Origin of the sequence: Yonghaparkia sp. Soil809 (genome assembly GCF_001429705.1) — a bacterium.
GTDB lineage: Bacteria > Actinomycetota > Actinomycetes > Actinomycetales > Microbacteriaceae > Microcella.
In genome coordinates this window covers 229,987-252,381 of the sequence record NZ_LMSV01000002.1, presented here as the reverse complement: position 1 = coordinate 252,381, position 22,395 = coordinate 229,987, and the positions used below count along the sequence as shown (strand labels likewise).

The following is a 22,395-nucleotide window of genomic DNA, read 5'->3' as shown; positions in this document are numbered from 1 at the left end:
CCGAACGGTTCGGCACGGGTGCGAGAAGTCCTCCCTGCGCCGGCATGATCCGGATCAGGTTCGACGGTCGAAGCTTGGAGAAGCTTCCTCTCAGCCCGGCTCACCGGACTCCCGTGTACAGCGCTCAGTGTACGCCCCCGACCGCCCTAGGGTGGTGCGCATGCTCGACATCAGCGGCGTCCGCCGCGCGTTCTCCGCCTACCTCGACCGGCTCATCGACTCGCTCGAATCGCGGCCCGAGGTCACGGGCCTCGTCCTCGCCGGCTCGACCGCCGACCGCTCGCGCGTCGACGAGTGGAGCGACCACGACTTCCTCGTCGTCTGCTCGAGCCACCACGACGCGGAGGCGATGCGCACCGACCTGCGCTGGCTGCCCGACCACGACCAGCTCGTGATCGCCGCGCGCGAGACCGCGCACGGGCTCAAGTGCGTGTACCGCGACGGCCACGTGCTCGAGTTCGCCGTGTTCGGCCCCGGCGAGCTGAGCCTCGCGCACGCGAACGCCTTCGAGGTGCCCCTCGACCGCGGCGGCGTCTACGCGACGATGAAGGATGTCGCGGCGAAGCCCAAGCCGGGCTCCGAGCGCACGCCGCTCGAGCACGCCCAGCTGTTCCTCGCCCTCCTGCTCATCGGGGTCGGGCGCGCGCGGCGCGGGGAGACCCTGACGGCGGGGCAGTTCATCCGAACCCACGCCCTCGCGCACCTGCTCGCCCTGCACCGCCGCGTCGTGCCGGGCGCGGGCGACCCCCGGCTCGACGACCTCGACGTGTTCCGACGGCTCGAGCAGGTGCATCCCGACCTCGCCGCCGTGCTCGAGCGCGCCCTCGAGCGCGACCCGGAGACGGCCGCCCGCGGGCTCCTCTACGTCGCCGAGGCGACGGCCATCGCGCGATGGAGCGACTGGCCGACCGAGGCCGCCGCGGTCGTCAAGGCTCGCCTGGGGTGGGAGGGCGCGACGGGCTGAGCCCGCCCACCGACGGGCCTCAGTAGGATCCTGGGCATGGACATCGTCTTCACGCCCGAGCTCCTCGTCGCGTTCGCCACCCTTCTCGTCCTGGAGATCGTGCTGGGCATCGACAACGTCGTGTTCATCTCCATCCTCGCCGGCAAGCTGCCGCCCGAGCAGCAGAACAGGGCTCGCGTCCTCGGTCTCACCCTCGCGATGTTCCTGCGCATCGGTCTGCTGTTCGCCGCGTCGTGGGTGATCACGCTCACCGCCGACCTCTTCGAGCTGTTCGGCATGGGCTTCTCCGGCAAGGACCTGATCCTCATCGTCGGAGGCCTGTTCCTCGTCTACAAGGCCGTCACCGAGATCCACGAGCGGCTCGAGGGCGAGGAGGGCCACGCCTCCGGCGGCGGCAAGGCGGCGACGTTCGGCGCCGTGATCGTGCAGATCCTCCTCATCGACCTCGTCTTCTCCATCGACTCCGTCATCACCGCCGTCGGCATGGTCGACGAGCTCTGGGTCATGGTCGCCGCCGTCGTCATCGCCGTCGTCATCATGCTGTTCACCGCCAAGGCGGTGAGCGACTTCGTCAACCGCCACCCCACGGTCAAGATGCTCGCGCTCGCCTTCCTCGTGCTCATCGGCTCGATGCTCATCGCCGAGGGCTTCGACGTGAAGATCGACAAGGCCCTCATCTACGGCCCCATCGCCTTCGCGATCGGTGTCGAGGTGCTCAACCTCATCGCCCGCGGCCGGGCGGCCAAGAAGCGCCACCAGACGATCGAGCCCGTGCACCTGCGACCCGTCATGGTCAAGGAGACCGGCGAGACCGCCCCGGCCCCCGCCTCGACGAAGCCCTAGCGCGTGCAGCTCGAGGGGCACGACGACCTCACCGCGCTCGTCTCGCGGATCCTCGACCGCACCGACGATCCGACGGCCGGGCGCGAGCGCCTCGCCCTGCTCGTCTCGGCCGCGCAGACCGTCACGCGCGAGCTCGACCTCACCCACGCCCTGCAGCGCATCGTCGAGGTCGCCCGCGAGCTCGTGGGCGCCCACTACGGCGCGCTCGGCGTCATCGCCCCCGACGGCAGCCTCGAGCGCTTCCTGCACTCCGGGCTCACCCTCGACCAGGCCGAGCGCATCGGCAGCCTCCCGACCGGTCACGGCATCCTCGGCGCCGTCATCACCGNCCCGCCGATGGGGTCCTTCCTCGGCGTGCCCATCCGCGTCGGCGGGGCCGTGTTCGGCAACCTCTACCTCACCGAGCGCGCCGGCGACGAGCCCTTCGACGACGTCGACGAGGCCCTCATCACCACGCTCGCCGCGATGGCCGGAACCGCCATCGCCAACTCGCGCCTCTACGAGCGGGCGCAGGCCGAGCGCCGCTGGCTGGAGGCCTCCGAGCGCGTGATCCAGCGCCTCCTCGCCGGTCGACTGAGCCCCGACGACGCCGCGGAGGTCGCCGAGACCGTGCTGGCCGTCTCCGAGGCGCGCGGGGTCGTGCTGCGCATCGGCGAGGGCGACAGCGAGCTCGCCGCCACGGCGGGCGACGCCGGAGGGGACGGCCCGCGCCTCGCCGTGCCCCTGCTGGGAGCGGAGGAGCGCCGCCTCGGAACGCTCGAGATCGTCCGCGGGCCGGGCGGGCATCCGTTCGACGACGGCGATCGCGAGACGGCCGAGCGCTTCGCGCGCTCGGTCGCGATCGCGCGCGAGCTCGCGGTGTCGCGCATCGACGAGCAGCGGCTCGCCCTCGCCGACGAGCGCGAGCGCATCGCGCGCGACCTGCACGACCACGTCATCCAGAGCCTGTTCGCGATCGGGCTCACCCTGCAGAGCGCCGTCGGTGACCCCGCATCGCCCACCGGCGCCAAGATCGCCGCGCAGGTCGACGCCATCGACGCCACCATCCGGCAGATCCGGCAGGCGATCTACCGGCTCTCCGCCCCTCCGTCGGCCGAGACCTACAGCCTCCGCGCGCGCATCAACACGCTCGTGCGGCAGACCCTCGAGGGCGAGGGCCTCGACTCCCGCCTGGAGTTCAGCGGTCCCGTCGACACGCTCGTCGACACCTCGCTCGGAGACGAGGTCGCCGCGGTCGTCCGCGAGGCCCTCTCCAACGCGGTGCGTCACGCCAGCGCGCGCGCCGTCGCGGTCAGCATCGCCGTGCGCGGCGCCCAGGTGGTCATCACGATCACCGATGACGGCATCGGGATGCCCGCCTCGGGCAGGCGCAGCGGGCTCGAGAACCTCCGTGCCCGCGCCGTCGAGCGCGGCGGAACGTTCTCGATCGGCCCGGCCTCGCCGCGCGGCACGCAGCTGCGCTGGGTCGTACCCTGGAAGGCGTCATGAGCGACCCCGTGCGCGTCTTCCTGCTCGACGATCACGAGATCGTGCGTCGAGGCCTCGCCGACCTCCTCGCGGAGGAGGACGGCATCGTCGTCGTGGGCGAGGCGGGCGAGGTCGCCGGCGCCGCCGACGCCATCATCGCCGCGGGCACCACGGTCGCCGTGCTCGACGGGCGGCTGCCCGACGGCAGCGGCATCGACGTCTGCCGCGACGTGAAGTCGGCCGACCCGACGATCGGCTGCGTCATCCTCACCTCGTACGACGACGACGAGGCCGTTCTCGGCGCAGTGCTCGCCGGGGCCGACGGGTACCTCCTGAAGGAGGTGCGGGCGACCCGCCTGGTGGAGGGGATCCGCCGGGTCGCCCGGGGAGAGTCGCTGCTCGACCCCGAGGTCGTCGCGCGCGTGCGCTCGCGCATGACCGCGGCGAGCGCGGACTCCCGGGCGGGCTCCCCCCTGGCCGACCTCACCCCGCGCGAGCGCGAGATCATCGCCCTCATCGCCGAGGGACTCTCGAACCGCGAGATCGCGGGCCGGCTGTTCCTCGCCGAGAAGACGGTCAAGAACTACGTGAGCGGGATCCTCTCCAAGCTCGGGCTGCAGCGCCGCACCCAGGCGGCGGTGCTCGCGAGCGAGTGGATGCGCCGGGAGTAGAGCCGGGGCGTCGCCGACGGGGCGGCCGCCGTCGCCGTCAGCCGGGAACGGGCGCCGCGAGCAGCGCCACCACGACCGAGCCGCCCTTCGTCGCCTGCGTGCCGACCTGCGCGAAGCCGAGCCGGGAGTGGAACGCGAGACTCCCCGGGTTCGGCGGGACGAGGTTGACCTCGCACGTGACCTCCGGGTGCCGGAGTCGACGCGCCTCGGCGAACACGGCGTCGTAGAGCACCGGGCCGAGGCCCCGCCCGCGCTCGCTCTCGGCGACGACGATGCGGTCGACGTAGACGTGCCCCGTTCCGCGCGCCTCGAACCACCGGTAGTTCTCGCTCGCGTAGTCGGCACCGGGGTGCATCGCGATGACGAACCCGAGAAGGGCGCCATCGCGCTCCAGCCCCAGCGCGAGGGCGGCGAGGGCGAGGAGTCCGCGCATCTCCTCGGCGGTCGTGATGGGCACGGCCGGATGCGCCGCGTCGTTGAGCGCCACGAGAGCGGGCGCATCCTCGCCCGTGAGGGGTCGGAGGAGGGGGCGAGGGGTCATGCAGGGGTCTCCTCGGGAATCGTGGACCGGGCTCGGCGCCCGGCGGCTCAGGTGCGGGCGCATCGCGTCGGCGCGCGGGCGGGCGATCGTCCGCGCGCCCCGTCCCGGAGCATAACGCGCCGCCGCCGAAGTACCCTCGGGCCATGACTGCGATCGCCGACCTGCCCGCCGACATCGACCTCCTCGTGATCGGCGCCGGAACCGCGGGGCTCGTCGCCGCCAAGACCGCGGCCGGCTTCGGCGCTACGGCGCTGCTCGTCGAGGCGCACCGCATGGGCGGCGACTGCCTCTGGACCGGCTGCGTGCCCTCGAAGTCGCTCATCGCGGCGGCGGAGGCCGCGCATTCGGCGGGCGCCTCGCGCGCGCTGGGCGTCTCGGCGGGCGCCGTCGACGTCGACTTCGCGGCCGTCCTCGCCCACGTGCACGGCGCCATCCACGAGATCGAGCCCGTCGACTCGGTCGAGGCCACGGAGGCCGCGGGCGCCCTCGTCGCCCTGGGCCGCGCGCGCTTCACCGGCCCGCGCACCGCCGAGATCGACGGCCGCGCGATCGGCTTCCGCCAGGCCGTCATCGCGACCGGCTCCTCCCCCGAGCTGCCCGAGCTCCCCGGCCTCGACGGCCTCGACGTGCTCACGAGCGACTCGGTGTGGGAGCTGACCGAGCGTCCCGAGCGCCTCGTCGTGCTCGGCGGCGGCGCGATCGGCTGCGAGCTCGGGCAGGCCTTCGCGCGCCTCGGCTCGCACGTCACGCTCGTGCAGCGCAACGCGCGCCTGCTGCCGAAGGAGGATCCGGACGCGAGCGCGATCGTGGCCGAGGCGCTCGCCGCTGACGGCGTCGATGTGCGCGTGTCGACGACGGTCGAGCGGGTCGAGGGGGCGGATGACCGGCGCGCGGGCATCCTGCACCTGTCGACGGGAGACCGCGTGCCCTTCGATCGCCTCCTCATCGCCCTCGGACGACGCCCCCGCACGGCCGGCCTCGGGCTCGACGCCGCGGGCGTGCGCACCGACGAGCGCGGCCACGTCGTCGTCGACGACACGCTGCGGACGAGCAACCGGCGCATCCTCGCCGCGGGCGACGTGAGCGGGCTGCCGCAGTTCACCCACACCGCGGGCGTCAACGGCAGCATCGCGGCGACCAACGCGATCCTCGGCCTGCGCCGCACGATCGACCGCGACGCCGTGCCGCGCGTGACCTTCACGCACCCCGAGGTCGGCGCGGTCGGGCTCCTGCCCTCCGAGGCCGCGGAGCACGGCTGCACGGTGAGCGAGGTGCGCCACAGCCACACCGACCGCGCCATCGCCGACGGCCGCACCGCGGGCTTCACGCGACTCGTCGTCGACGGGAGGGGGCGCGTGCGCGGGGCGACGATCGTCGGGCCCCGCGCCGGGGAGTCGCTCGGCGAGGCGTCGCTCGCCGTGCGCCACGGCCTGCGCACGAGCCAGCTCGCCAGCACGACCCACGCCTACCCGACCTACAGCGACGCCCTCTGGAACGCGGCGGTGGCGGATGTCCGCGGCCGGCTGCGCACCGGCGCGCTCGCCGGCGTGATCGGCCTGCTCGCGCGGCTCACCGCCTGGCGCCTGCGCTAGCGGCCCGACCCGCGCCGCCGGCCGCTCGCCGTGGCCGCCGGGCGCTCGCCGCCGAGCATGCGCGGGTCTGATGACGATGCGCCACTTCGAACCCGCGCATGCTCATCGAACCGGCGCATCGTCGGGGTGCTGTCGCGGGCCGGACGGACGTGCGGGTGCCTGGCGCGCGCGGTGCGCGTCGCGCGTCGGCGCTCAGCGGAGGGCGCGGTAGCCGGCGACCACTCGTTGCACGGCGCTGATGCCGACGAAGACCGCCCACGCCGTCGCGAGCTGCCACGACCAGAACGGCACGATGAGCCACAGGCTGTGGACGACGATCGTCTCGGTGCCCTCGGCGAGCCGGCCGAGGAACGAGAGCGAGCGTCCGTCGTCGAGCTGCCGCCCGGTGCGCTCCGCGATCGAGCTGAACGCGAGGAACGCCGCGCCGTTGACGTAGTACGCGAGCAGCACCGCGGCGAAGGGCTGCCAGGGCGCGTCGAACGCCGCCGTCGCGCCGAGGGCGACGCCGAGCACGGTCGCGCCGTAGACGACGAAATCGCAGGTGATGTCGAGGAACCCGCCCGCCTGGCTGTCGCCCCCCGCCCGATCGTCGGCCGAGAAGCGATCGTCGGCGCGACGCCGGCGCGCGAGCGCCCCGTCGAGGCCGTCGACGACGCGCGAGACGAGCCAGAGCACGAGCGCGAGCGCCCACAGCTGGGTCGCCGCGGCGACGGCCGAGCCGAGTCCGAGCGCGAGGCCGACGAGGGTGAGGCCGTCCGGCGTGACGCCGGGGCGATCGAGGGCCGCGGCGAGGGCGCCGACGGGGCGCTCGAGCAGGGCGCGGAGGGGGCGGTCGAGCATCAGGGGCGCTCCTCGCGGGAGGCGGCACGGGCATCCGTCACCGAACGCGCGTGGTCGGTGCGCGCCGCGCGCGCATCGGGCCTGCGGCGGCGACCGCGCCACGCGACGACGGCACCGGCGAGCGTGAGGGCCCCGAGCACGCCGAGCGCGACCCAGACCGGCCAGCCGAGCTCGAGGCCGAACGCGCCGAGCGCGACGTAGGCGACGGTGCCCGGGATGATGCCGAGCACGGTGCCGACCGCGTAGTCGCGACGGCGCACCGCCGTGAGGCCCGCGACGTAGTTGATCGCGGTGAACGGCACGACGGGGACGAGCCGGACGCCGAGCACGGCGAGGAGGCCGCGGCGCGCGAGGAGGTCGTCGATCGCGGCGACGCGCGCGCCCGTGAAGCGCTCGACCGCGTCACGGCCGAGCGCACGACCCAGCACGAAGGCGACGGCCGCGCCGATCAGAGCGCCGAGGTAGACCCACAGCAGGGCGGTCCAGAACCCGAAGGCGAGGCCCGCGGCGATCGAGAGCACGTTCTTCGGCGCGGGCGTCAGAGTGACGGCAGCGTAGGCGAGAGCGAGAGCGACGCCGCCCCACGGGCCGAGGTCGGCGACCGCCGCCCGGACCTCGTCCACCGAGGGAAGAGGGACGAGCACCCCAACCGCGACGGCGACGGCGACGAACACTCCGAGAGCGGCGGCTCGCGCCACGGCACCCCGGGGGGCGAGCGGGGCTCGACCCGCGGGAGGGGACTCTGCGCCGGGTGTCATCGCGGTCAGTCTAGAGTCGGCCGTGGACGACGTCCGGGGAGGCCCGCCTCCCCGGGCTACCGCATCGCATCAGCAGCACCCGCAGCGCCACCATCAGCACCAGCACCAGCACCAGCACCAGCACCAGCACCAGCACCCGCAGCGCCACCATCAGCACCACCGGCACCAGCCACCGCACGACCGCACTGCGCGCCACAGCCACCAGCGCGCTCCGCACGATGACGACCCCGCCGCCGCGGTCGGGGTCCCGACCCTCCTGGAGTTCCCTTGCACAGCATCCCCCTGCGTCGAGGAGCCGTCGCCGGCGCCCTCGCGCTCGGCCTCGTCGCCTCCCTCGCCGCCTGCTCGGCCGAGACTGGCACCGGCGGCGCCTCCGACGACCAGCAGTACGGCTCGTGGGAGGAGGTGCTCGAGGCCGCCGACGGCCAGACCGTGAAGCTGTGGATGTACGGCGGCGACGAGCAGGGCAACGCCTACGTCAACGACGTGCTGGTCCCTGCGGCCGCCGAGGCCGGCGTGACGCTCGAGCAGGTGCCGATCGCCGACACGCCCGACGCGCTCAACCGCATCCTCAGCGAGGTGCAGGCCGGCGAGACCGACGGCGAGGTCGACCTCGTCTGGGTCAACGGCAACAACTTCGGCACCGGCAAGGAGGCCGGCGCGTGGGAGTGCGGCTGGACGGACATGCTGCCCAACATGGAGCTCACCGACCCCGAGGACCCGCTGCTGCTCGACGACTTCGGCACGCCCGTCGACGGCTGCGAGGTGCCCTGGCACAAGGCGCAGTTCACCTTCGTCTACAACAGCGACACCGTCACCGACGTGCCGAGCTCGCTCGATGAGCTGCTCGAGTGGGCGAAGGCCAACCCCGGCCGCTTCACCTACCCGGCGCCGCCGGACTTCACGGGCTCCGTCTTCGTCCGCGAGGTGCTCTACAGCGTGAACGGCGGCTACGAGAACGTGCCGCTCGCCTACAGCGAGGACGACTTCGCCGAGCTCACCCCGGCTCTCTTCGACGAGCTCCAGGCGCTCGAGCCGTTCCTGTGGCGCGAGGGCAGCACCTACCCGCAGAACTCGAACGAGCTGAACGAGCTCTTCGCGAACGGCGAGGTCGACTTCACGATGACCTACGGGCCCGCGACGCTCACGCAGCTCGTCGCCGACGGCACGTACCCCGCCGGCACGAAGGTGCTCACGCTCGACGAGGGCACGGTCGGCAACGCGAGCTTCCTCGGCCTCGCCTCGACCTCCGGAAGCAAGGCCGGCGCGATGGTCGTCGCGAACCTCGCCCTCTCGCCCGAGCAGCAGGCGGCGAAGGCCGAGCCCGACGTCTGGGGGCAGTTCACGGTGCTCGACCTCGACCGCCTCGAGGCCGACGACCGGGCGCTGTTCGACGCGCTGCCCGAGTCGCCGGTCGTGCCGGCCTACGACGTGCTGAGCGAGAACGCCAACCCCGAGCTCGCTTCGGCGTGGGTGACGCCGATCGACGAGGAGTGGCGCCGACTCGTGCTCGCGCAGTAGGCGAGCCGCGAAGAATGCTGCCGACCCCGGGGCCGGGCGCCGCGATCGCGCGCGCCCGGCCCCGGGCATCCGTCGCTCGCGACCGCTGGGTCGCGCTCGCCTCCGTCGCGCCCGCCCTGCTGATCGCGGGGCTCGTCGTCGTCGGCGGCATCGGGATGTCCGCGGCGCAGTCGGTCGGCCTGCTCCCGCTGGTCGGCGAGGCCGCGTTCACCCTCGACGCCTACGTCGCGAACGGCGACGAGCTGCTCACGGGCCTCGCGCTCTCGCTCGGCATCGCGACGGCCTCGACGGCGCTCTCGTGCGTCATCGGGCTCGCGGCCGCGATCATCATCACGCAGGGGCGCGTGACGGGCCGTGTGGTCGCGGCGCTGAGCGCGCTCACGATCCCCATCCCGCACCTCGTGGGGGCGGCGTCGGTGGGGCTGCTCATCGCCGACTCGGGGCTCATCCCGCGCGTGCTGGGCATCGCGCCGACAGCCTGGCCCGACCTCGTCGGCGGACCGTGGTGGGTCGCCGTCGTGCTCGAGTACACGTGGAAGGAGTCGGCCTTCGTCGCGCTCGTCGTCGCTGGGGTGCTCGCGACGCGCGTCGCCCGCTACGACGAGACCGCGGCGCTGCTCGGCGCATCCCGCGCCCGGCGTCTACGGCACGTCGTCATCCCGCTCGCGACGCCCGCCGTCATCGTGAGCGCGATCATCATCTTCGTCTACACGCTCGGCTCGTACGAGGTCGCGTGGCTGCTCGGCCGGCCCTACCCCGAGCCGCTGCCGGTGCTGGCGTTCCGGCTGTTCACGTCGATCACGCTGACCTCGCGCCCCGAGGCTGCCGCGGTCGCGGTCGTGACGACGCTCGTCTCGCTGCTCGCGGTCGCGATCGGCATGGCCCTGCTGCGGCGCACGCCGCTGTGGAAGTGAGCCCGCGATGGCGATGATGATCCCGTACGGGCAGCGGGTCACCCCCGACCCCCGAACGACGCGCTCGCGCGGGCTGATGCGCCCTCGCCCGGTGGGCCGGATCCTCCGTATCGCCGTCGCGGCGCTGCTCGCGCTGTGGTTCGCCCTCCCGGTCGTGCCGCTGCTCATCTGGTCGGTCGCGAACCGGTGGTCGTTCCCCGCACCGCTGCCGACCGAGTGGGGCCTCGACGGGCTGTCGCAGGCGCTCGCCCAGGGCGCCGTGCCCGCGTTCGGTCGGTCAATTCTGCTCGGGCTCGCGGTCGCGGCGATCGCGACGCCGCTCGGCGCTCTCGCCGCCCGCGCGCTGACGTTCGGCCGCGTGCCCGCCCCGCGGCTCGTGAGCGCCATCCTGCTCGCGCCCCTCGCCCTCCCCGCGTTCGTCGCCGTCATGGGCCTCACGATCGTGCTCCTGCGCGCTCGTGTGCCCGCGACGCTCGCGGTGCTGCTGCTGCTCGTCGCGGCCGCCCTGCCGTACACCGTCTACACGATGCGCGTCGCGTACGCCGCCCACGACATCGCGTTCGAGGAGGAGGCCCGCACGCTCGGCGCCTCGCGCGCGCACGTGCTCGCGCGCGTCCACCTGCCGCTCGTGGCGCCGGGGCTCGCGCGCGCGGCCTTCCTCGCCTTCCTCGTCGGCTGGAGCGACTACGTCGTGACCGTCCTCGTCGGCGGCGGCTCTCTCGTCACCCTGCCGCTGCTCGTGGGCTCCTTCGCGGCGGGCGTCGGCAACGACGCGGTCGTCGCGGTGCTGTCGGTGAGCGCGATCGTCCCGCCGCTGCTGCTCCTGCTCGCCCTCGGGCGCTTCGGCCGCCGCTACGCGGGCGGGCGCCTGACCGGTCCGACGCCCAGCCGATCACCGAAAGGCTCGCCATGAGCGCTTCCCTCGCCCTCGACGCCCTCACGAAGACCTTCGACGGGGCCGATCACGCCGCCGTCGACGCGGTGTCGTTCTCCGTCGCTCCCGGCGAGTGCCTCGCGATCCTCGGGCCGTCGGGCTCGGGCAAGTCGACCGTGCTGCGCTCGATCGCCGGGCTCGACGTGCCGAGCTCGGGGCGCATCCTCGTCGACGGCGCGGATGTCGCGGGCCTCGCCCCCGAGCGCCGCGGCATGGCGATGGTCTTCCAGCGCCCCCTGCTCTTCCCGCACCTGAGCGTGCTCGACAACGTCGCCTTCGCTGCGACCGTCGCCGGTCAGCCCAAACGCGAGGCGCGGGCGGATGCGACCCAGTTCCTCGAGCTCGTGCAGCTCGCGGGCTTCGGGTCGCGCCCCGTCACCGCACTCTCGGGCGGGCAGGAGCAGCGCGTCGCGCTCGCCCGGGCGCTCGCCGCCCGGCCTCGGGTGCTGCTGCTCGACGAGCCGTTCAGCGCCCTCGACCCGGAGCTGCGCTCCGACATGCACGCGCTCCTCGCCGCGATCCGCGCGCAGGTCGCCCCGACCGTCGTCATGGTGACGCACGATCGTGACGAGGCGGCGATCGTCGCCGACCGGGTCGCCCTGCTCAAGCGCGGGCGCCTGCTGCAGCACGACGCCGTCGAGCGGCTCTACACGCGGCCGGTGTCGCTCGACGTCTCCCGCCTCATGGGCGGGCGCATCGAGCTCGCGGGCGTCGTCCGCGACGGGGCGCACGTGTCGGCGATCGGCCGAGTGGCCGCTCCCGAGGGCGAGACGTGGGCCGAGGGGTCGGGCGTGCTCGTCGTCCGGCAGGAGGCGATCCAGGTGGCCGCGGCAGGGGCATCCGCCCCCGAGGGGTTCGTCGCGGTCGACATCGTCGTCGCCGATCGCCGGGCGCGCGGGCCGCGGGCCGAGCTCGCCCTCGCTGTCGCGACCGCCGGCTCCGTCGCCGACGCCCGCGCCGATCAGGCGACGGATGCTCGGGCCGACCCCTCGCCGCCCACCGAGCTCGTCGCCGAGGTCCCGGCGAGCCGCCCGCTCGCGATCGGCGAGCGCGCCACCGCGCTCATCCCGCGCTCGGCCTGCACGGTCGTCGCGGGCTGACTGCCGCATACCGACCCGCGCGATCGAGCCCGTCATTCACGATTGAGCCCGGAATTCTGAGCCCACGTGCGACCAACCGGCTCACCCGCCGCGCGCGAGGCGCCCCGAGGCGCCCCGAGGCGCCCCGAGAGGCGGTGGGCGCGGGCCGTCGACGCCGTCGCGAGCGCGGGCTTCGGAGGACGCCGAGCGCGCCCCCTACCAGCGCGAGCCGTCGGAGACGAGCTCGTCGACCTTGCCGTTGGAGATGCCCGTGCGGCGCTCACCCTTCGGCTCGAGCGGCAGCAGCGTGCGCAGACCGATGTTCTCGATCGGGTCGAGCACCGAGTGCTGGGCGCACGCCGGCACGAGCTCACCCGTCTCGGGGTGGCTCATCGCGTACATGCAGGCCCCGAGGCGCTCCTGGGTCTCCTTGAGCTTCGGGTCGTCGGAGACGATGCCCTTCTTCATCATGTCCCAGGCGGGCTTGACCTGCTCGGCGTCCATGAAGTTGTGCACGACGAAGGTCTTGAAGCTGACCTTGCCCTTCCGGGCGGCGCGGATGACCGCTCGCAGGCCGCCGCCGCGCTTGACGATGCGGCTCATGAGGCCGATGAGCGGCGGGAGGTCCTGCGGGTGGCTGAGGATGGCGCGGATGACCTTCACGGTGAGCGCCCAGCGCGGGATATCGCCGAAGATCATGCCGCCGTAGTGCTTCAGGAAGCGGTCGCGGGCGGCGATGTCCTTCGGCTCGTCGGCGTCGAGCACGGAGGCGAAGCGGCCGTCGACCATGACGCCGACGGTGTGGCGGTTGCAGCGCGGGTCGCCGAACTGGACGGCCTTGTGGGGCAGCTTCTGCCCGGCGCCGGCCTCGATGCGATCCCACACGGCATCGATCGTGACCTCCTCGAAGTTCTCCTTCCAGCGGCGGTCGTCGCCGATGAAGGCCGCGGGCTGGAACGACATCATGTCGTAGCGCATGCCGAGCACGTCGCGCGTGACCTGCTCGACCTCGTCGAGGTTGGTCGGGGTGACGGTCATGTTGTGCGCGAGGTACGACTTCACACCCGTCTGCTTCTTGAGGTCGATGAACATCTCAGCGAACTTCTCGCGGAAGGGGTTCAGCTCGGCCTCGCTACGGGGGCGAACGGCGCCGCGGCGGCCGCGCATGAGCGAGTCGAAGTGCGCGGCGAACGACACCTTCTCGAACGCGGGCTTGCCGTCGTCGTCGAGCACGACATCCAGCAGGTAGTCGTAGTCGAAGTCGCCGTGCGTCATCGACATGGGCTCGCGGCCGACGGCGCGCATGGCCTTGAGCGTGTCGCGGTGGGCCTTCGGCGGCAGGAGGCTGACCTCGCCGCCGATGAGCTGCGCGTGAGCGCGCGGGCCGCGGATCTGCCGCAGCAGCGCCATCTGCTTGGTGACCTCGGTCACCGTGTGGTCGCCGTCGATGCGCACCTTGTTGGCGTCGGCCGAGTGGTAGCAGGGCGAGCAGGTGAGGTTGCACTTCGGGAACACGCCGTGCGTTCCCTCGCAGCCGACGGCGCACTTGCCGAGCAGCTGCTCGGGCGTCCTCGCGTGCTCGGGGAGCTCGGCCCAGCGCTTCTGGAGCGCGGCCTCCGTCTCGGGGTGGATGGGCCGCGTCTGCAGCTCGATCCGTCGGGCGAAAGCGGCGATCGACACTGTTGTCTCCTCAGGGGGGTCCTGCTGGCGCGGGGCGCGGCGATGGCCGGCGTGGCGACAGTCTAAGCACCTCGGGTTCGGAGCCGATGACCGCTCGGTTCGGTCGGCGCGTCAGCGCGGCGCGGTGCGCACGTTCGCCACGAGCCACGGGACCGGATCGATCGGCGTTCCGCCGATGCGGACCTCGAAGTGGAGGTGCGCCCCGGTGCTCGCCCCCGTCGACCCGACCGCGCCGATGATCTGCCCGGTCTCGACCCGATCGCCGACCGAGAGCGGCACCGAGCCGTCCTGCAGGTGGGCGGAGAACGAGCGCACCGCCTGGCCCTCCACGACGTGCTCGATCTCGACCCTCATCCCGTACGTGCCGTCGAAGCCGACGGCGGTCACGACGCCGTCGGCGATGCTCGCGACGGGGGTGCCGGCGCCGGGCGTGAAGTCGACGCCCTTGTGGTCGTTCGAGCAGCCGGCGCACGGGGAGGCGCGGAAGCCGAAGCCGTCGGTCTGCGGGGCGCCCGCGCCGACGGGGTAGACCACGGGAGGCGACCACGTGACCGTGAAGTCGTCGCGATCGGCGGGCTCGATGGGAACGGTCGCGCTCACGGAGAACGACTGAGGTCGCGGCGCGGCCGAGGCGCGCTGCTCCTCATCGAGGGTCGATCCGATGGCGGCGACGCCGTTGCCGGCGAGCACCGTTGCGGCGACGACGGCGACGGCGATCGCGAGCACCCGCTCGCGGAGGTGCAGGGGGTCGACCGCGCGAGCGGGGAGGAAGGGCGAGGCGCCCACGGCGGAGCGCACGCGGGAGCGGTGGAGCGAAGAGGGCATGGAGCGTGGGGCTTTTCTCGTGGCAGCGCCCCGGTGAGGCGCTGGTCGAATACGGGCTGTGCACGTCGTTGCGCATTCGCACCAGATCGAGTGAGCCGGCGTCAGGAGGTCATCGCACCGCACCCGGTGGATGTCATCGCACCGGGGATGCTCTCCCCTACGGCTGTCGTAGCCGCTATCCCAGGGTGCGGGGCCGAACCTGACAAACCCCTGGGAGCCCGACACGGGGGGTCGCGCGAAGAACGGCTCTGATCAGGCCAGAGTCGTCCCGAACGCGAGCCCGAGCGCGTAGGTCGCGGCGGCCGCTCCGTACCCGATCGCGAGCTGACGGAGCGCCCGGCGCCAGGGCGAGGCGCCCGAGAGGACGCCCACGATCGTGCCCGTGACGAGCAGTGCGAGGCCGACGAGGATGGCCGCGGTGACGACGGCCGCGACGCCCGTGAGCCCGAGCAGGTACGGCACGACGGGGATGACCGCGCCGCTGGCGAAGAAGCAGAAGCTGGAGGTCGCGGCGCCCCACGCCGAGCCGATCTCCTCGTGCTCGTCGGTCACCGCGCCGAGGGCCCGCGACTCCGCCGCGCGGGCCGCGGCGACGGCGGGGTCGTACTCGGCCACGACCGCCCGCGCGTGCACGAGCGCCTCCTGCTCGCTCATCCCTCGAGCCCGGTAGACGAGGGCGAGCTCGTTGGCGTCGACGTCGAGGTGGGGCACGGCGGTGTGCACCTCGGGGTCGGGGGTCGAGGCGTCGAGCAGCTCTCGCTGCGATCGCACCGACACGTACTCCCCCGCGCCCATCGACAGCGCGCCGGCGAGGAGGCCCGCGATCCCCGTGAACAGGACGGTCGCGGCGGGGACGCCCGTCGCACCGATGCCGAGCACGAGGGCGAGGTTGGAGACGAGGCCGTCGTTCGCCCCGAACACCGCGGCCCGGAACGTGCCGGAGAGCCGGGCGCGACCGCGCGCGGCGAGCCCGCGGACGACCTCCTGATGGATGCGCTCGTCCGCGGCCATCGCGGCCGTCGCGTGCGCGTCCGTCTCGTACGGCGAGCGCGACTCGGCGCGCTGGGCGAGCGCGAGCACGAAGACGCTGCCGAAGCGTCGGGCGAAGAAGCCCAGGATGCGTGTGCGGAGCGAGACGGCGGGGACGCGCGCCGCGCGGTCGCCGAGGAGGGACATCCAGTGCGCCTCGTGGCGGCCCTCGGCGTCGGCGAGCGCGAGGAGGATCGCGCGCTCCTCGCCGGCGCGTCGACGGGCGAGGTCGCGGTACACGGCGGCCTCGGCGCGCTCGTCGGCGAGGTAGCGGCTCCAGCGCCGCAGGTCGGCGCGGCTCGGCTCGTCGGGTCGGGTCGCCTGGCTCACGCGGTCAGTGTGCCAGCGCGGATGCTCCTGCCGCAGTTCGGCCGCCCGAAACGCCGATCCGCCCGGGCCACCGGCCCGGGGTCACCAGCCCCAGGTGCCCTCCGCGCCCTTGAACGGGCCGACGATGCTCGAGGTGATCCACCCGCCGTAGAAGTCGCCCTCCTGCGGAGTGACGACCTCGCCGTCGACCGTGCAGCGGTCCATGCGGCCGGGGTAGACCGACACGAACCCGGCGATCTGCTCGAAGCCGCGGCTCGGCTCGGGGTAGTACCACGCGGCGCGCGGGGCGGCGCGGTCGCCGCCGAGAACGTCGGCGTACGCGGCGCGCCCTTTGAACTCGCAGAAGCTCGAGCCGTCCGCGGGGCGGAGGGCCCCGGGCGCGAAGTCCTCCGGAGGCAGGTAGTAGGCCGGCGGGTGGCTCGTCTCGAGGACGCGCATCGCGCGCGTCGAGTCGGCGATGAGCACGCCGCCGAGCTCGATCGTCACTCGCGCCCGGACGGGCTCGACGCGGGGAGGTCGGGGGTAGTCCCACACCGACTCCTGACCGGGGCCCGGCTCGATCCGGCCGGAGCGGGGGTCGCGGCGGGCCATCTCAGAACCCGAAATCGCCGAAGCCGCCGCCGTCGAAGCCGCCGCCTCCGTCGAAGCCGCCGCCGTCGAAGAAGCCCCCGCCGTCGCCGGCGCCCGCGTCCGCGCCGGAGTCGGCCGCGCCCGCATCCGTCGCAGCGGCGTCGCCGGCATCGCCCGCGCCGGCGGCGTCCCCTCCCGCCTCGGCGCCGCCGGGATCCAGGGGCGGCAGGAAGGCGCTCACGAGAGCGGAGGCGACGACGTAGCCGGCGACCGTTCCGAGGAGGGAGGCGCCCATCATGCTGCCGAAGGAGGGCCGCGCGAATGACCGCTCCATCGTGCCCGGCTGGCGCAGCTCCGACCGGGTCGCAGCCTGCGCGAGGGTGGCCGGCTGATCGTCGCGCGGCGCCTCGCCCTCCGGCGCCGAGGCCGTGAGCTTCTCGAACACCATGCGCCGCTGCTCGGGGGTCAGCTTCGCGAAGGCCTCGGCGTGCACGCGCTCGATGGTCTCGGGCGGCGCGGTCTCGAGCAGATAGCGGTAGCGCTCGACGGCGCGCTCGTCGTCGCCGCGCGGCGCGCGGGGCGGCGGGGCGCTCTCCGGCTCGGGGGTGCGGCTGCCGAAGAGTCGGTCGAGGAAGCTCATGATGTCACTCCAGAGATCGGGAGCGCGCGACGCGCCAGCGCGACCGTATCGCCGTCCTCTTGCCGCCGGCTGTGCGCAATATCGGTAACAACTCGGTGACGATGGTGCCGGAGGCCGGGGTGTGCACTACTGTGGGCAGCGAAGTTGATACGCCTCGCTGCGCCGGGCGTCCTGGAACACCAAGCAGGTCGCTACTCCCCGATGGATACGGTTCACGAGTTGGTTCGACTGGTGGTTTCGACAGTCGAAACTCCGTGAAGTAGGAAACAAGGGAGTCAGAAATGACGACAGGCACCGTTAAGTGGTTCAACGCCGAAAAGGGCTTCGGATTCATCACCCCCGATGACGGAAGCGCCGACGTGTTCGCGCACTTCTCGGCCATCCAGAGCAACGGCTACCGTTCGCTCGATGAGAACCAGAAGGTCGAGTTCGACGTGGCCCAGGGCCCCAAGGGCCTCCAGGCCGAGAACATCCGCCCGCTCTAGTCCTCACCGACTGAAGCGCTTCGCGTGAGAGATCACGCGAACCTCACGAGAGCCGCCCCCCGATGATGTGGGGCGGCTTTCGTCATGCCGGGGCGGATGCGCCCGGGCGCCGCGCGGCTCAGCCCTCGGCGGTGACGAAATCGATGAGCTCCTCCACCCGGCCGAGCAGCACCGGGTCGAGGTCGGCGTAGCTGCGCACCGAGCCGCGGATCCTCCGCCACCCCGCGGCCGTGGCCGCCTGCGAGCCGTGCGGCCAGCCGAGGCGGCGCAGGGTCCCGGTCTTCCAGTCCTCCCCGCGCGGCACGTCGGGCCACGCCGCGATGCCGACGCGCGCGGGCTTCACCGCCTGCCAGATGTCGATGTAGGGGTGGCCGACGACGAGCACGTGCCGGGCATCCGCGCCCCGCAGCGCCTCGCGCGCGATGCGCTCCTCCTTGGAGCCGGCCACGAGGTGATCGACCAGGACGCCGACGCGGCGGCCGGGCCCGGGCCCGAACTCGCGCAGCCGCTCGGCGAGGTCGTCGACGCCCTCGAGGTACTCGACCACCACCCCCTCGACGCGCAGGTCGTCGCCCCACACCTGCTCGACGAGCTCGGCGTCGTGGCGGCCCTCGACCCAGATGCGGCTGCCGCGGGCGACGCGCGCGCGCTGCTGCTCGACGGCGAACGAGCCGCTCGCGGTGCGCTGACGGCCCGTCGGCTTCGCCGCGGCGGGGGCGGTGAGGATGACCGGGGCCCCCTCGACGAGGAACCCCGCTCCCAGCGGGAACACACGCACCCGCCCGTGGCGATCCTCCAGGTGCACCGTGCCGAGCTCGACGCGCACGACCGCCCCGACGTAGCCGGAGTCGGGCAGCTCGACGACGAGGTCCTTCTCGGCCGGCACCTCGGGGACGACGACGCGGCCGCGCGCCCGCCAGTCGTCGCCGAGCACGTCGCCGCCGTACGGGTCGCGGTAGGAGTCGGAGGAGCCGGAGCCGAGGGGTGAGGCGGTCACGCGGCGACGGTACCGGTCAGAGCCGGCGCGCCCGCTGCTCCACGCCGAGCTCGCCGTACGGGTAGTCCGGCACGCGCGGAGCGCTCGCGGCGTCGAGACGGTCGAGCTGCTCGGCGGTCAGCTCGACGTCGGCCGCGGCGAGGTTGTCGCGCAGCTGCTCGACGGTGCGCGCGCCGAGGATGACGCTCGTCATCCCGGGTCGCGACTGCAGCCAGGCGAGCGCGATGCGCGAGGGCGGCACGCCGTGGTCGTCGGCGATCGCGTGGAGGGCCTCCAGCACCTCCCACGTCCGATCCTCCGCCGAGCGGCGGGCGTACGCCTCCACGCCGCGGTTCGGGTCCTCGCCGAGCCGCGTCGCGCCTGTCGGGGCGGCGTCGCGTCGGTACTTGCCCGTGAGCCAGCCGCCCGCGAGCGGCCCCCATGGGAGCAGGCCGAGACCCGCGTCGAGCGCCGCCGGCACGATCTCGAACTCGATCTCGCGCGACAGGAGGCTGTACTGCGGCTGCAGCGTCACGGGCGCCGGCATGCCGAGCGCGGCGGCGCGGTGGACGGCCTTGGTGAGCTGCCAGCCGGTGAAGTTCGATAGCCCCCAGTACGAGATGAGCCCCGAGCGCACGGCGTCGTCGAGGAACCCGAGCGTCTCGTCGAGCGGCGTGATCGGATCCCACGCGTGCAGCTGGTAGAGGTCGACGTGCTCGACGCCGAGCCGTCGCAGCGAGGCGTCGAGCGCGCGACGCAGGTGCCGGCGCGAGGTGCCGAGATCGTTGGCGTCACTCCCCATGGGGAATCGGCCCTTGGTCGCGATGACCATGCGGTCGGCGACGTCGGGGTTGGCGGCCATCCAGCGCCCGATGATCTCCTCGCTGAGCCCGCCGGCGTAGACGTCGGCCGCGTCGATGAGAGTTCCGCCGGCCTCGGCGAAGGCGTCGAGCATTGCGTGGCTGGAGGCCTCGTCGGCCTCAGCGCCGAAGGTCATCGTGCCGAGCGCGACATCGCTTACGGCGGTTCCGGAGTTCCCCAGGGTGCGCAGCTTCATGCGCGCCACTGTAACCGCGCGGCGCACTCGTCGTCGAATCGATTCGACCTGCTTCTCGTCGGCCGGACGCCGCGCGCTTCGAGCCCTTCCGGGCACTTCACGTGCCCCCTGTCACCCCAGTCGCCCGGAACAGCGTGAGTTACTCCGTAGGCGAACCCCGCCGCCGCGCCCTGCCCGGACCGGAGCGCCCTCGCTAGGGTGGCCGCAACCGATCACCCGAGGAGTCACATGCGGGCCACCGCTCTCGTCCGCTGGGGCATCACCTGCCTCATGCTCGCGCCGCTCGCGTTCCTGTCGTGGCTGCTCTCCGCCGATGGCCGGTCGATGCAGGCGACGACCCCCGAGCCCATCGTCGCGCTCGCGACCACGTGGGGCGTGCTCGCTCCGCTCGTCGCCGTGCTGCTCGTGGTCGCGGGCGCCGTTCTCAATGCGCTCGCGATACGTCGCGGAGTGCGGGGCGTCGAGCGCGTGGCGAGCGGCGAATGGGATGCCTCCGTCCCGCCGCGCGGTCCGCGCCTCATCTTCCCCGGAGGGTGGGAGGAGACGCACCCCGTTCCCGCCGACCCGCAGCGTCTCTCGCGCCGGGCGCTCTCGTGGGTCATCGCGGCCGGGCTCCTCGCGTGGGTCGCGTTCGTCGCCTGGGTGCTCATCGTCAGTCATCCGCTCGCGATCGCGGGCGGGCAACGAGATCTCGGCGCGGTCTACGATGCGTGGGGACCGGTGAGCCGATCGGGGTTCGTCGTCGCCGTGGTCGTGTGGATGATCCTGGCGGCCGTCGGCATACTCGTCGTGATCCTCGCCGGTCGATCGGCACGCGGCGGACTGGAGCGCATCCTCGCGCCGCGCCGCTTCGTCGCATTCGCCGCCGTCCTCGCGAGCGCCCTCACGGTCGCCGCGATGCCGGCCTATCTCACTCTCGGGGTGAGCCTCGTGGACGACGCCAACGCGGCCTTCGGCACTCGCGCCGGAGGAGGGCCGAGCGCGGGCTCCTGGTTCGTCCTGCAGGGCGGGGTCGCGCTCAGCGCTCTCGCGATCCTGCTGACGGTGCCCTCCTGGCGTCGTCGGCCGCGCGCGGGCTCGGTCGACGAGGCGATCACTCGAGGCTGAGGAACCCGACGACCAGTAGCTCGCGCACGCGCGGGAGCAGGTCGTCGGCGAGGGCGACCTCGTCGACCTCGAGCAGCTGCGCGAGCGCCCCGATCAGCTGACCGACAGATAGCTCGCCGTCGCTCGCGCCGACGAGGCCGGCGAGCGCGGCATCCGCATCGATCGTGCGCGCGAAGCCGCCGCCCTGCCGCAGCCGCATGACGGTGGGGCCGTCGGCGCCCGGCCACTGGTGGCGCTCCTCGGTGACGTCGGGCGCGACGCGCAGGTGCAACGCGGCGAGCGCGGAGTCGTCGAGCGGCGCGATCGCGTCGTGGGCCGCGAACCCGGCCATGAGGTGGTCGCCGATGCCGGTGGGCGTCGCGCCGAGCGCGTCGAGCAGACGCTCGGTGCGCACGAGCCGGGGCGCGGCGGGGTCGACGGGGCGCCGCAGCACGACGTAGCCGAAGCCGACGCCCGTGACGCCGCGGGCCTCGAAGTCGGCGAGCCACTCCTCGGCGAGCGCCTCGAACTCGGGCGAGCCGACGCGCGTGCCGCCGTCGCGGATCCACGTCTCGGCGTACTGCGCGGGGGTCTGCCGCTCGCGCTCGACGATCCACGCATCGAGCCCCGCCTCCTCGACCCAGCGGCGCACGCGCGCGAGGCCGTCGCCGCCCATCGCGTCGCGGTACTCCCAGTTGCCGAGCAGGTGGGCGGTGCCGCCCGGCTCGAGGTGGTCGGCGGCGCCGCGCACGACCTCCTCGACGATGCCGTCGCCGACTCGCCCGCCGTCGCGGTACTCGTACAGCGGCACGCCCTCGCGGCGCGGGGTGATGACGAACGGCGGGTTCGAGACGATGCGGTCGAAGTGCTCCCCCGCCACGGGCGCGAAGAGGTCGCCGACCCGGAGGTCGACGCCGTGGGCCCCGAGCTCGAGCCCGTTGAGCCGGAGGGTGAGCGCGGCGAGGTCGAGCGCGCGACGCGAGATGTCGGTCGCGACGATCGCGCCCGCGTGGCGGGAGGCGTGCAGGGACTGGATGCCGCATCCCGTGCCGAGATCGAGGACGCGGCGCGCCGCGCTCGTGGGGATGAGCGAGGAGAGGGTCGTGGATGCTCCGCCGACGCCCAGCACATGGCCGGCGTCGAGCGGCCCCCCGGTCGCGAGCTCGCCGAGGTCGGACACGACCCACCACGACACCGCTCCGGTCGCGTCGATCGCCGAGTAGGGCCGCACATCGAGGCTCGCGAGCCAGGCATCGGACGCCGTCGTCGGCGCGGCGAGGCCCAGCTCGCGCGCCCCGTCGAGCCCGAGAGAGGGCAGCGCGCCCGCGAGCTCGTCGGCGGCCACGGGATCGGCGAGGAGGAACAGCCGGGCGAGCGCGGTGAGCGGTGCGGAGGGGGCGGAGCGCAGCGCGCGTCGGGCGACGACGCGGTCGCCGCGACGCAGGGCCGCGTCGGCCTCGTCGCCCCAGAGCCGGCGCACCGCGTCGACCGTGTAGTCGGCGGCGGTCAGGTCGTCGCGCAGAGCGCCGACGAGTCGGTCGCGGGAGGCATCGTGCACCGCCCTATTCGAGCACGCGGAGCGGGTTTGCGAAG

The 22,395-nt window shown here is 73.6% G+C and carries 23 protein-coding genes, 1 pseudogene and 1 riboswitch; of the genes and pseudogenes, 12 read left to right on the top strand and 12 right to left on the bottom strand.

Annotated elements, in window-relative coordinates; translation table 11 throughout:
• Positions 1 to 14: 14 nt before the first annotated feature.
• Positions 15 to 125, bottom strand: a riboswitch (TPP riboswitch).
• Positions 126 to 160: 35 nt separating this feature from the next.
• The 5 genes and pseudogenes from ASG83_RS08770 to ASG83_RS08755 all read left to right on the top strand — a co-directional run bounded on the left by ASG83_RS08770 (position 161) and on the right by ASG83_RS08755 (position 3,945).
• Entirely contained in the window at positions 161 to 964 is an 804-nt protein-coding gene (locus tag ASG83_RS08770; protein WP_055860088.1) for a hypothetical protein, read from the top strand.
• A gap of 36 nt (positions 965 to 1,000) precedes the next feature.
• Positions 1,001 to 1,807 carry a TerC family protein gene (locus ASG83_RS08765; RefSeq protein WP_055860085.1) on the top strand — a complete coding sequence of 269 codons (807 nt, stop codon included), beginning with the start codon at positions 1,001 to 1,003 and terminating at the stop codon, positions 1,805 to 1,807.
• A 3-nt stretch (positions 1,808 to 1,810) separates the two neighbouring features.
• Positions 1,811 to 2,135: pseudogene (locus ASG83_RS13455) on the top strand (hypothetical protein); the annotation flags it as partial.
• A gap of 1 nt (position 2,136) precedes the next feature.
• A partial coding sequence (locus tag ASG83_RS13450) for a GAF domain-containing sensor histidine kinase (RefSeq protein ID WP_369813392.1) occupies positions 2,137 to 3,295 on the top strand: 1,159 nt, incomplete at its 5' end.
• Positions 3,292 to 3,945 carry a response regulator transcription factor gene (locus tag ASG83_RS08755; RefSeq protein WP_055860079.1) on the top strand — a complete coding sequence of 218 codons (654 nt, stop codon included), beginning with the start codon at positions 3,292 to 3,294 and terminating at the stop codon, positions 3,943 to 3,945. The genes ASG83_RS13450 and ASG83_RS08755, both read left to right, overlap by 4 nt.
• Before the next feature lie 37 nt (positions 3,946 to 3,982).
• Here ASG83_RS08755 and ASG83_RS08750 read toward each other — a convergent pair whose 3' ends face one another.
• Positions 3,983 to 4,486, bottom strand: a complete 504-nt coding sequence (locus ASG83_RS08750; protein WP_055860076.1) for a GNAT family N-acetyltransferase — start codon at positions 4,484 to 4,486, stop codon at positions 3,983 to 3,985.
• Between the two features lie 143 nt (positions 4,487 to 4,629).
• On the opposite strand from ASG83_RS08750, the gene ASG83_RS08745 reads away from it, so the two are divergent.
• Positions 4,630 to 6,078 carry an NAD(P)/FAD-dependent oxidoreductase gene (locus ASG83_RS08745; RefSeq protein WP_055860073.1) on the top strand — a complete coding sequence of 483 codons (1,449 nt, stop codon included), beginning with the start codon at positions 4,630 to 4,632 and terminating at the stop codon, positions 6,076 to 6,078.
• Between the two features lie 192 nt (positions 6,079 to 6,270).
• Here the strand turns inward: ASG83_RS08745 and ASG83_RS08740 are convergent, their stop codons facing one another.
• Genes ASG83_RS08740 through ASG83_RS08730 form a run of 3 tightly spaced genes read right to left on the bottom strand, consistent with a single transcriptional unit; the run spans position 6,271 to position 7,878 of the window.
• On the bottom strand, positions 6,271 to 6,918 hold the full coding sequence (locus ASG83_RS08740) for a CDP-alcohol phosphatidyltransferase family protein (protein ID WP_055860070.1): 648 nt from the start codon (positions 6,916 to 6,918) through the stop codon (positions 6,271 to 6,273).
• The gene (locus ASG83_RS08735) at positions 6,918 to 7,676 is read right to left on the bottom strand and encodes a TVP38/TMEM64 family protein (protein ID WP_082599185.1); all 759 of its coding nucleotides are present in this window, start codon (positions 7,674 to 7,676) and stop codon (positions 6,918 to 6,920) included. Before ASG83_RS08735 ends, ASG83_RS08740 begins: the two co-directional genes overlap by 1 nt.
• 10 nt (positions 7,677 to 7,686) lie before the next feature.
• A complete protein-coding gene (locus tag ASG83_RS08730) occupies positions 7,687 to 7,878 on the bottom strand; it encodes a hypothetical protein (RefSeq protein WP_156711063.1) in 192 nt (63 codons plus the stop codon).
• Between the two features lie 65 nt (positions 7,879 to 7,943).
• Between ASG83_RS08730 and ASG83_RS08725 the strand changes: the two genes are divergently transcribed.
• Genes ASG83_RS08725 through ASG83_RS08710 form a run of 4 tightly spaced genes read left to right on the top strand, consistent with a single transcriptional unit; the run spans position 7,944 to position 12,145 of the window.
• Positions 7,944 to 9,197 (top strand): ABC transporter substrate-binding protein, encoded by a 1,254-nt coding sequence (locus tag ASG83_RS08725; protein ID WP_200932307.1) that lies wholly within the window; start codon positions 7,944 to 7,946, stop codon positions 9,195 to 9,197.
• A 14-nt stretch (positions 9,198 to 9,211) separates the two neighbouring features.
• Positions 9,212 to 10,111 (top strand): ABC transporter permease, encoded by a 900-nt coding sequence (locus tag ASG83_RS08720; protein ID WP_082599183.1) that lies wholly within the window; start codon positions 9,212 to 9,214, stop codon positions 10,109 to 10,111.
• Positions 10,112 to 10,118: 7 nt separating this feature from the next.
• The gene (locus ASG83_RS08715) at positions 10,119 to 11,024 is read left to right on the top strand and encodes an ABC transporter permease (RefSeq protein ID WP_200959280.1); all 906 of its coding nucleotides are present in this window, start codon (positions 10,119 to 10,121) and stop codon (positions 11,022 to 11,024) included.
• Complete coding sequence (locus ASG83_RS08710) at positions 11,021 to 12,145, top strand: ABC transporter ATP-binding protein (RefSeq protein WP_055860062.1); 1,125 nt, start codon at positions 11,021 to 11,023, stop codon at positions 12,143 to 12,145. The genes ASG83_RS08715 and ASG83_RS08710 overlap by 4 nt, the downstream gene beginning before the upstream one ends.
• Before the next feature lie 195 nt (positions 12,146 to 12,340).
• On the opposite strand, the gene ASG83_RS08705 is transcribed toward ASG83_RS08710, so the two are convergent.
• The 5 genes from ASG83_RS08705 to ASG83_RS08685 form a co-directional block, all read right to left on the bottom strand.
• Positions 12,341 to 13,804, bottom strand: coding sequence for a hypothetical protein (locus ASG83_RS08705; RefSeq protein WP_200959279.1), 1,464 nt, complete (start codon positions 13,802 to 13,804; stop codon positions 12,341 to 12,343).
• A 111-nt stretch (positions 13,805 to 13,915) separates the two neighbouring features.
• Positions 13,916 to 14,629: a M23 family metallopeptidase gene (locus ASG83_RS08700; RefSeq protein WP_055860059.1), complete on the bottom strand. Its 714-nt coding sequence runs from the start codon at positions 14,627 to 14,629 to the stop codon at positions 13,916 to 13,918.
• Between the two features lie 252 nt (positions 14,630 to 14,881).
• Positions 14,882 to 15,988, bottom strand: coding sequence for a VIT1/CCC1 family protein (locus tag ASG83_RS08695; protein ID WP_055860056.1), 1,107 nt, complete (start codon positions 15,986 to 15,988; stop codon positions 14,882 to 14,884).
• 81 nt (positions 15,989 to 16,069) lie between these two features.
• Positions 16,070 to 16,579: a DUF427 domain-containing protein gene (locus tag ASG83_RS08690; protein ID WP_055860051.1), complete on the bottom strand. Its 510-nt coding sequence runs from the start codon at positions 16,577 to 16,579 to the stop codon at positions 16,070 to 16,072.
• Between the two features lies 1 nt (position 16,580).
• The gene (locus tag ASG83_RS08685; protein ID WP_055860050.1) at positions 16,581 to 17,198 is read right to left on the bottom strand and encodes a hypothetical protein; all 618 of its coding nucleotides are present in this window, start codon (positions 17,196 to 17,198) and stop codon (positions 16,581 to 16,583) included.
• A gap of 281 nt (positions 17,199 to 17,479) precedes the next feature.
• Between ASG83_RS08685 and ASG83_RS08680 the strand changes: the two genes are divergently transcribed.
• A complete protein-coding gene (locus ASG83_RS08680; RefSeq protein ID WP_055860048.1) occupies positions 17,480 to 17,683 on the top strand; it encodes a cold-shock protein in 204 nt (67 codons plus the stop codon).
• Positions 17,684 to 17,801: 118 nt separating this feature from the next.
• Here the strand turns inward: ASG83_RS08680 and ASG83_RS08675 are convergent, their stop codons facing one another.
• Both ASG83_RS08675 and ASG83_RS08670 read right to left on the bottom strand, forming a co-directional pair.
• Positions 17,802 to 18,680, bottom strand: coding sequence for a DUF3097 domain-containing protein (locus ASG83_RS08675; protein WP_055860045.1), 879 nt, complete (start codon positions 18,678 to 18,680; stop codon positions 17,802 to 17,804).
• 16 nt (positions 18,681 to 18,696) lie between these two features.
• Positions 18,697 to 19,716, bottom strand: coding sequence for an aldo/keto reductase (locus ASG83_RS08670; RefSeq protein WP_055860042.1), 1,020 nt, complete (start codon positions 19,714 to 19,716; stop codon positions 18,697 to 18,699).
• Positions 19,717 to 19,944: 228 nt separating this feature from the next.
• On the opposite strand from ASG83_RS08670, the gene ASG83_RS08665 reads away from it, so the two are divergent.
• On the top strand, positions 19,945 to 20,823 hold the full coding sequence (locus tag ASG83_RS08665) for a hypothetical protein (RefSeq protein ID WP_055860039.1): 879 nt from the start codon (positions 19,945 to 19,947) through the stop codon (positions 20,821 to 20,823).
• Here ASG83_RS08665 and ASG83_RS08660 read toward each other — a convergent pair.
• A complete protein-coding gene (locus ASG83_RS08660; RefSeq protein WP_055860036.1) occupies positions 20,810 to 22,360 on the bottom strand; it encodes a methyltransferase in 1,551 nt (516 codons plus the stop codon). The genes ASG83_RS08665 and ASG83_RS08660 overlap by 14 nt on opposite strands.
• Positions 22,361 to 22,395: the final 35 nt, after the last annotated feature.

What these genes read in the sequence shown, in the direction of transcription:
- ASG83_RS08770 (WP_055860088.1), top strand. Translation starts at nt 161, where the DNA reads ATGCTCGACATCAGCGGCGTCCGCCGCGCGTTCTCCGCCTACCTCGAC.
- ASG83_RS08765 (WP_055860085.1), top strand. Translation starts at nt 1,001, where the DNA reads ATGGACATCGTCTTCACGCCCGAGCTCCTCGTCGCGTTCGCCACCCTT.
- ASG83_RS08755 (WP_055860079.1), top strand. Translation starts at nt 3,292, where the DNA reads ATGAGCGACCCCGTGCGCGTCTTCCTGCTCGACGATCACGAGATCGTG.
- ASG83_RS08750 (WP_055860076.1), bottom strand. Translation starts at nt 4,486, where the DNA reads ATGACCCCTCGCCCCCTCCTCCGACCCCTCACGGGCGAGGATGCGCCC.
- ASG83_RS08745 (WP_055860073.1), top strand. Translation starts at nt 4,630, where the DNA reads ATGACTGCGATCGCCGACCTGCCCGCCGACATCGACCTCCTCGTGATC.
- ASG83_RS08740 (WP_055860070.1), bottom strand. Translation starts at nt 6,918, where the DNA reads ATGCTCGACCGCCCCCTCCGCGCCCTGCTCGAGCGCCCCGTCGGCGCC.
- ASG83_RS08735 (WP_082599185.1), bottom strand. Translation starts at nt 7,676, where the DNA reads ATGACACCCGGCGCAGAGTCCCCTCCCGCGGGTCGAGCCCCGCTCGCC.
- ASG83_RS08720 (WP_082599183.1), top strand. Translation starts at nt 9,212, where the DNA reads ATGCTGCCGACCCCGGGGCCGGGCGCCGCGATCGCGCGCGCCCGGCCC.
- ASG83_RS08715 (WP_200959280.1), top strand. Translation starts at nt 10,119, where the DNA reads ATGGCGATGATGATCCCGTACGGGCAGCGGGTCACCCCCGACCCCCGA.
- ASG83_RS08710 (WP_055860062.1), top strand. Translation starts at nt 11,021, where the DNA reads ATGAGCGCTTCCCTCGCCCTCGACGCCCTCACGAAGACCTTCGACGGG.
- ASG83_RS08700 (WP_055860059.1), bottom strand. Translation starts at nt 14,629, where the DNA reads ATGCCCTCTTCGCTCCACCGCTCCCGCGTGCGCTCCGCCGTGGGCGCC.
- ASG83_RS08690 (WP_055860051.1), bottom strand. Translation starts at nt 16,579, where the DNA reads ATGGCCCGCCGCGACCCCCGCTCCGGCCGGATCGAGCCGGGCCCCGGT.
- ASG83_RS08685 (WP_055860050.1), bottom strand. Translation starts at nt 17,198, where the DNA reads ATGAGCTTCCTCGACCGACTCTTCGGCAGCCGCACCCCCGAGCCGGAG.
- ASG83_RS08680 (WP_055860048.1), top strand. Translation starts at nt 17,480, where the DNA reads ATGACGACAGGCACCGTTAAGTGGTTCAACGCCGAAAAGGGCTTCGGA.
- ASG83_RS08670 (WP_055860042.1), bottom strand. Translation starts at nt 19,716, where the DNA reads ATGAAGCTGCGCACCCTGGGGAACTCCGGAACCGCCGTAAGCGATGTC.
- ASG83_RS08665 (WP_055860039.1), top strand. Translation starts at nt 19,945, where the DNA reads ATGCGGGCCACCGCTCTCGTCCGCTGGGGCATCACCTGCCTCATGCTC.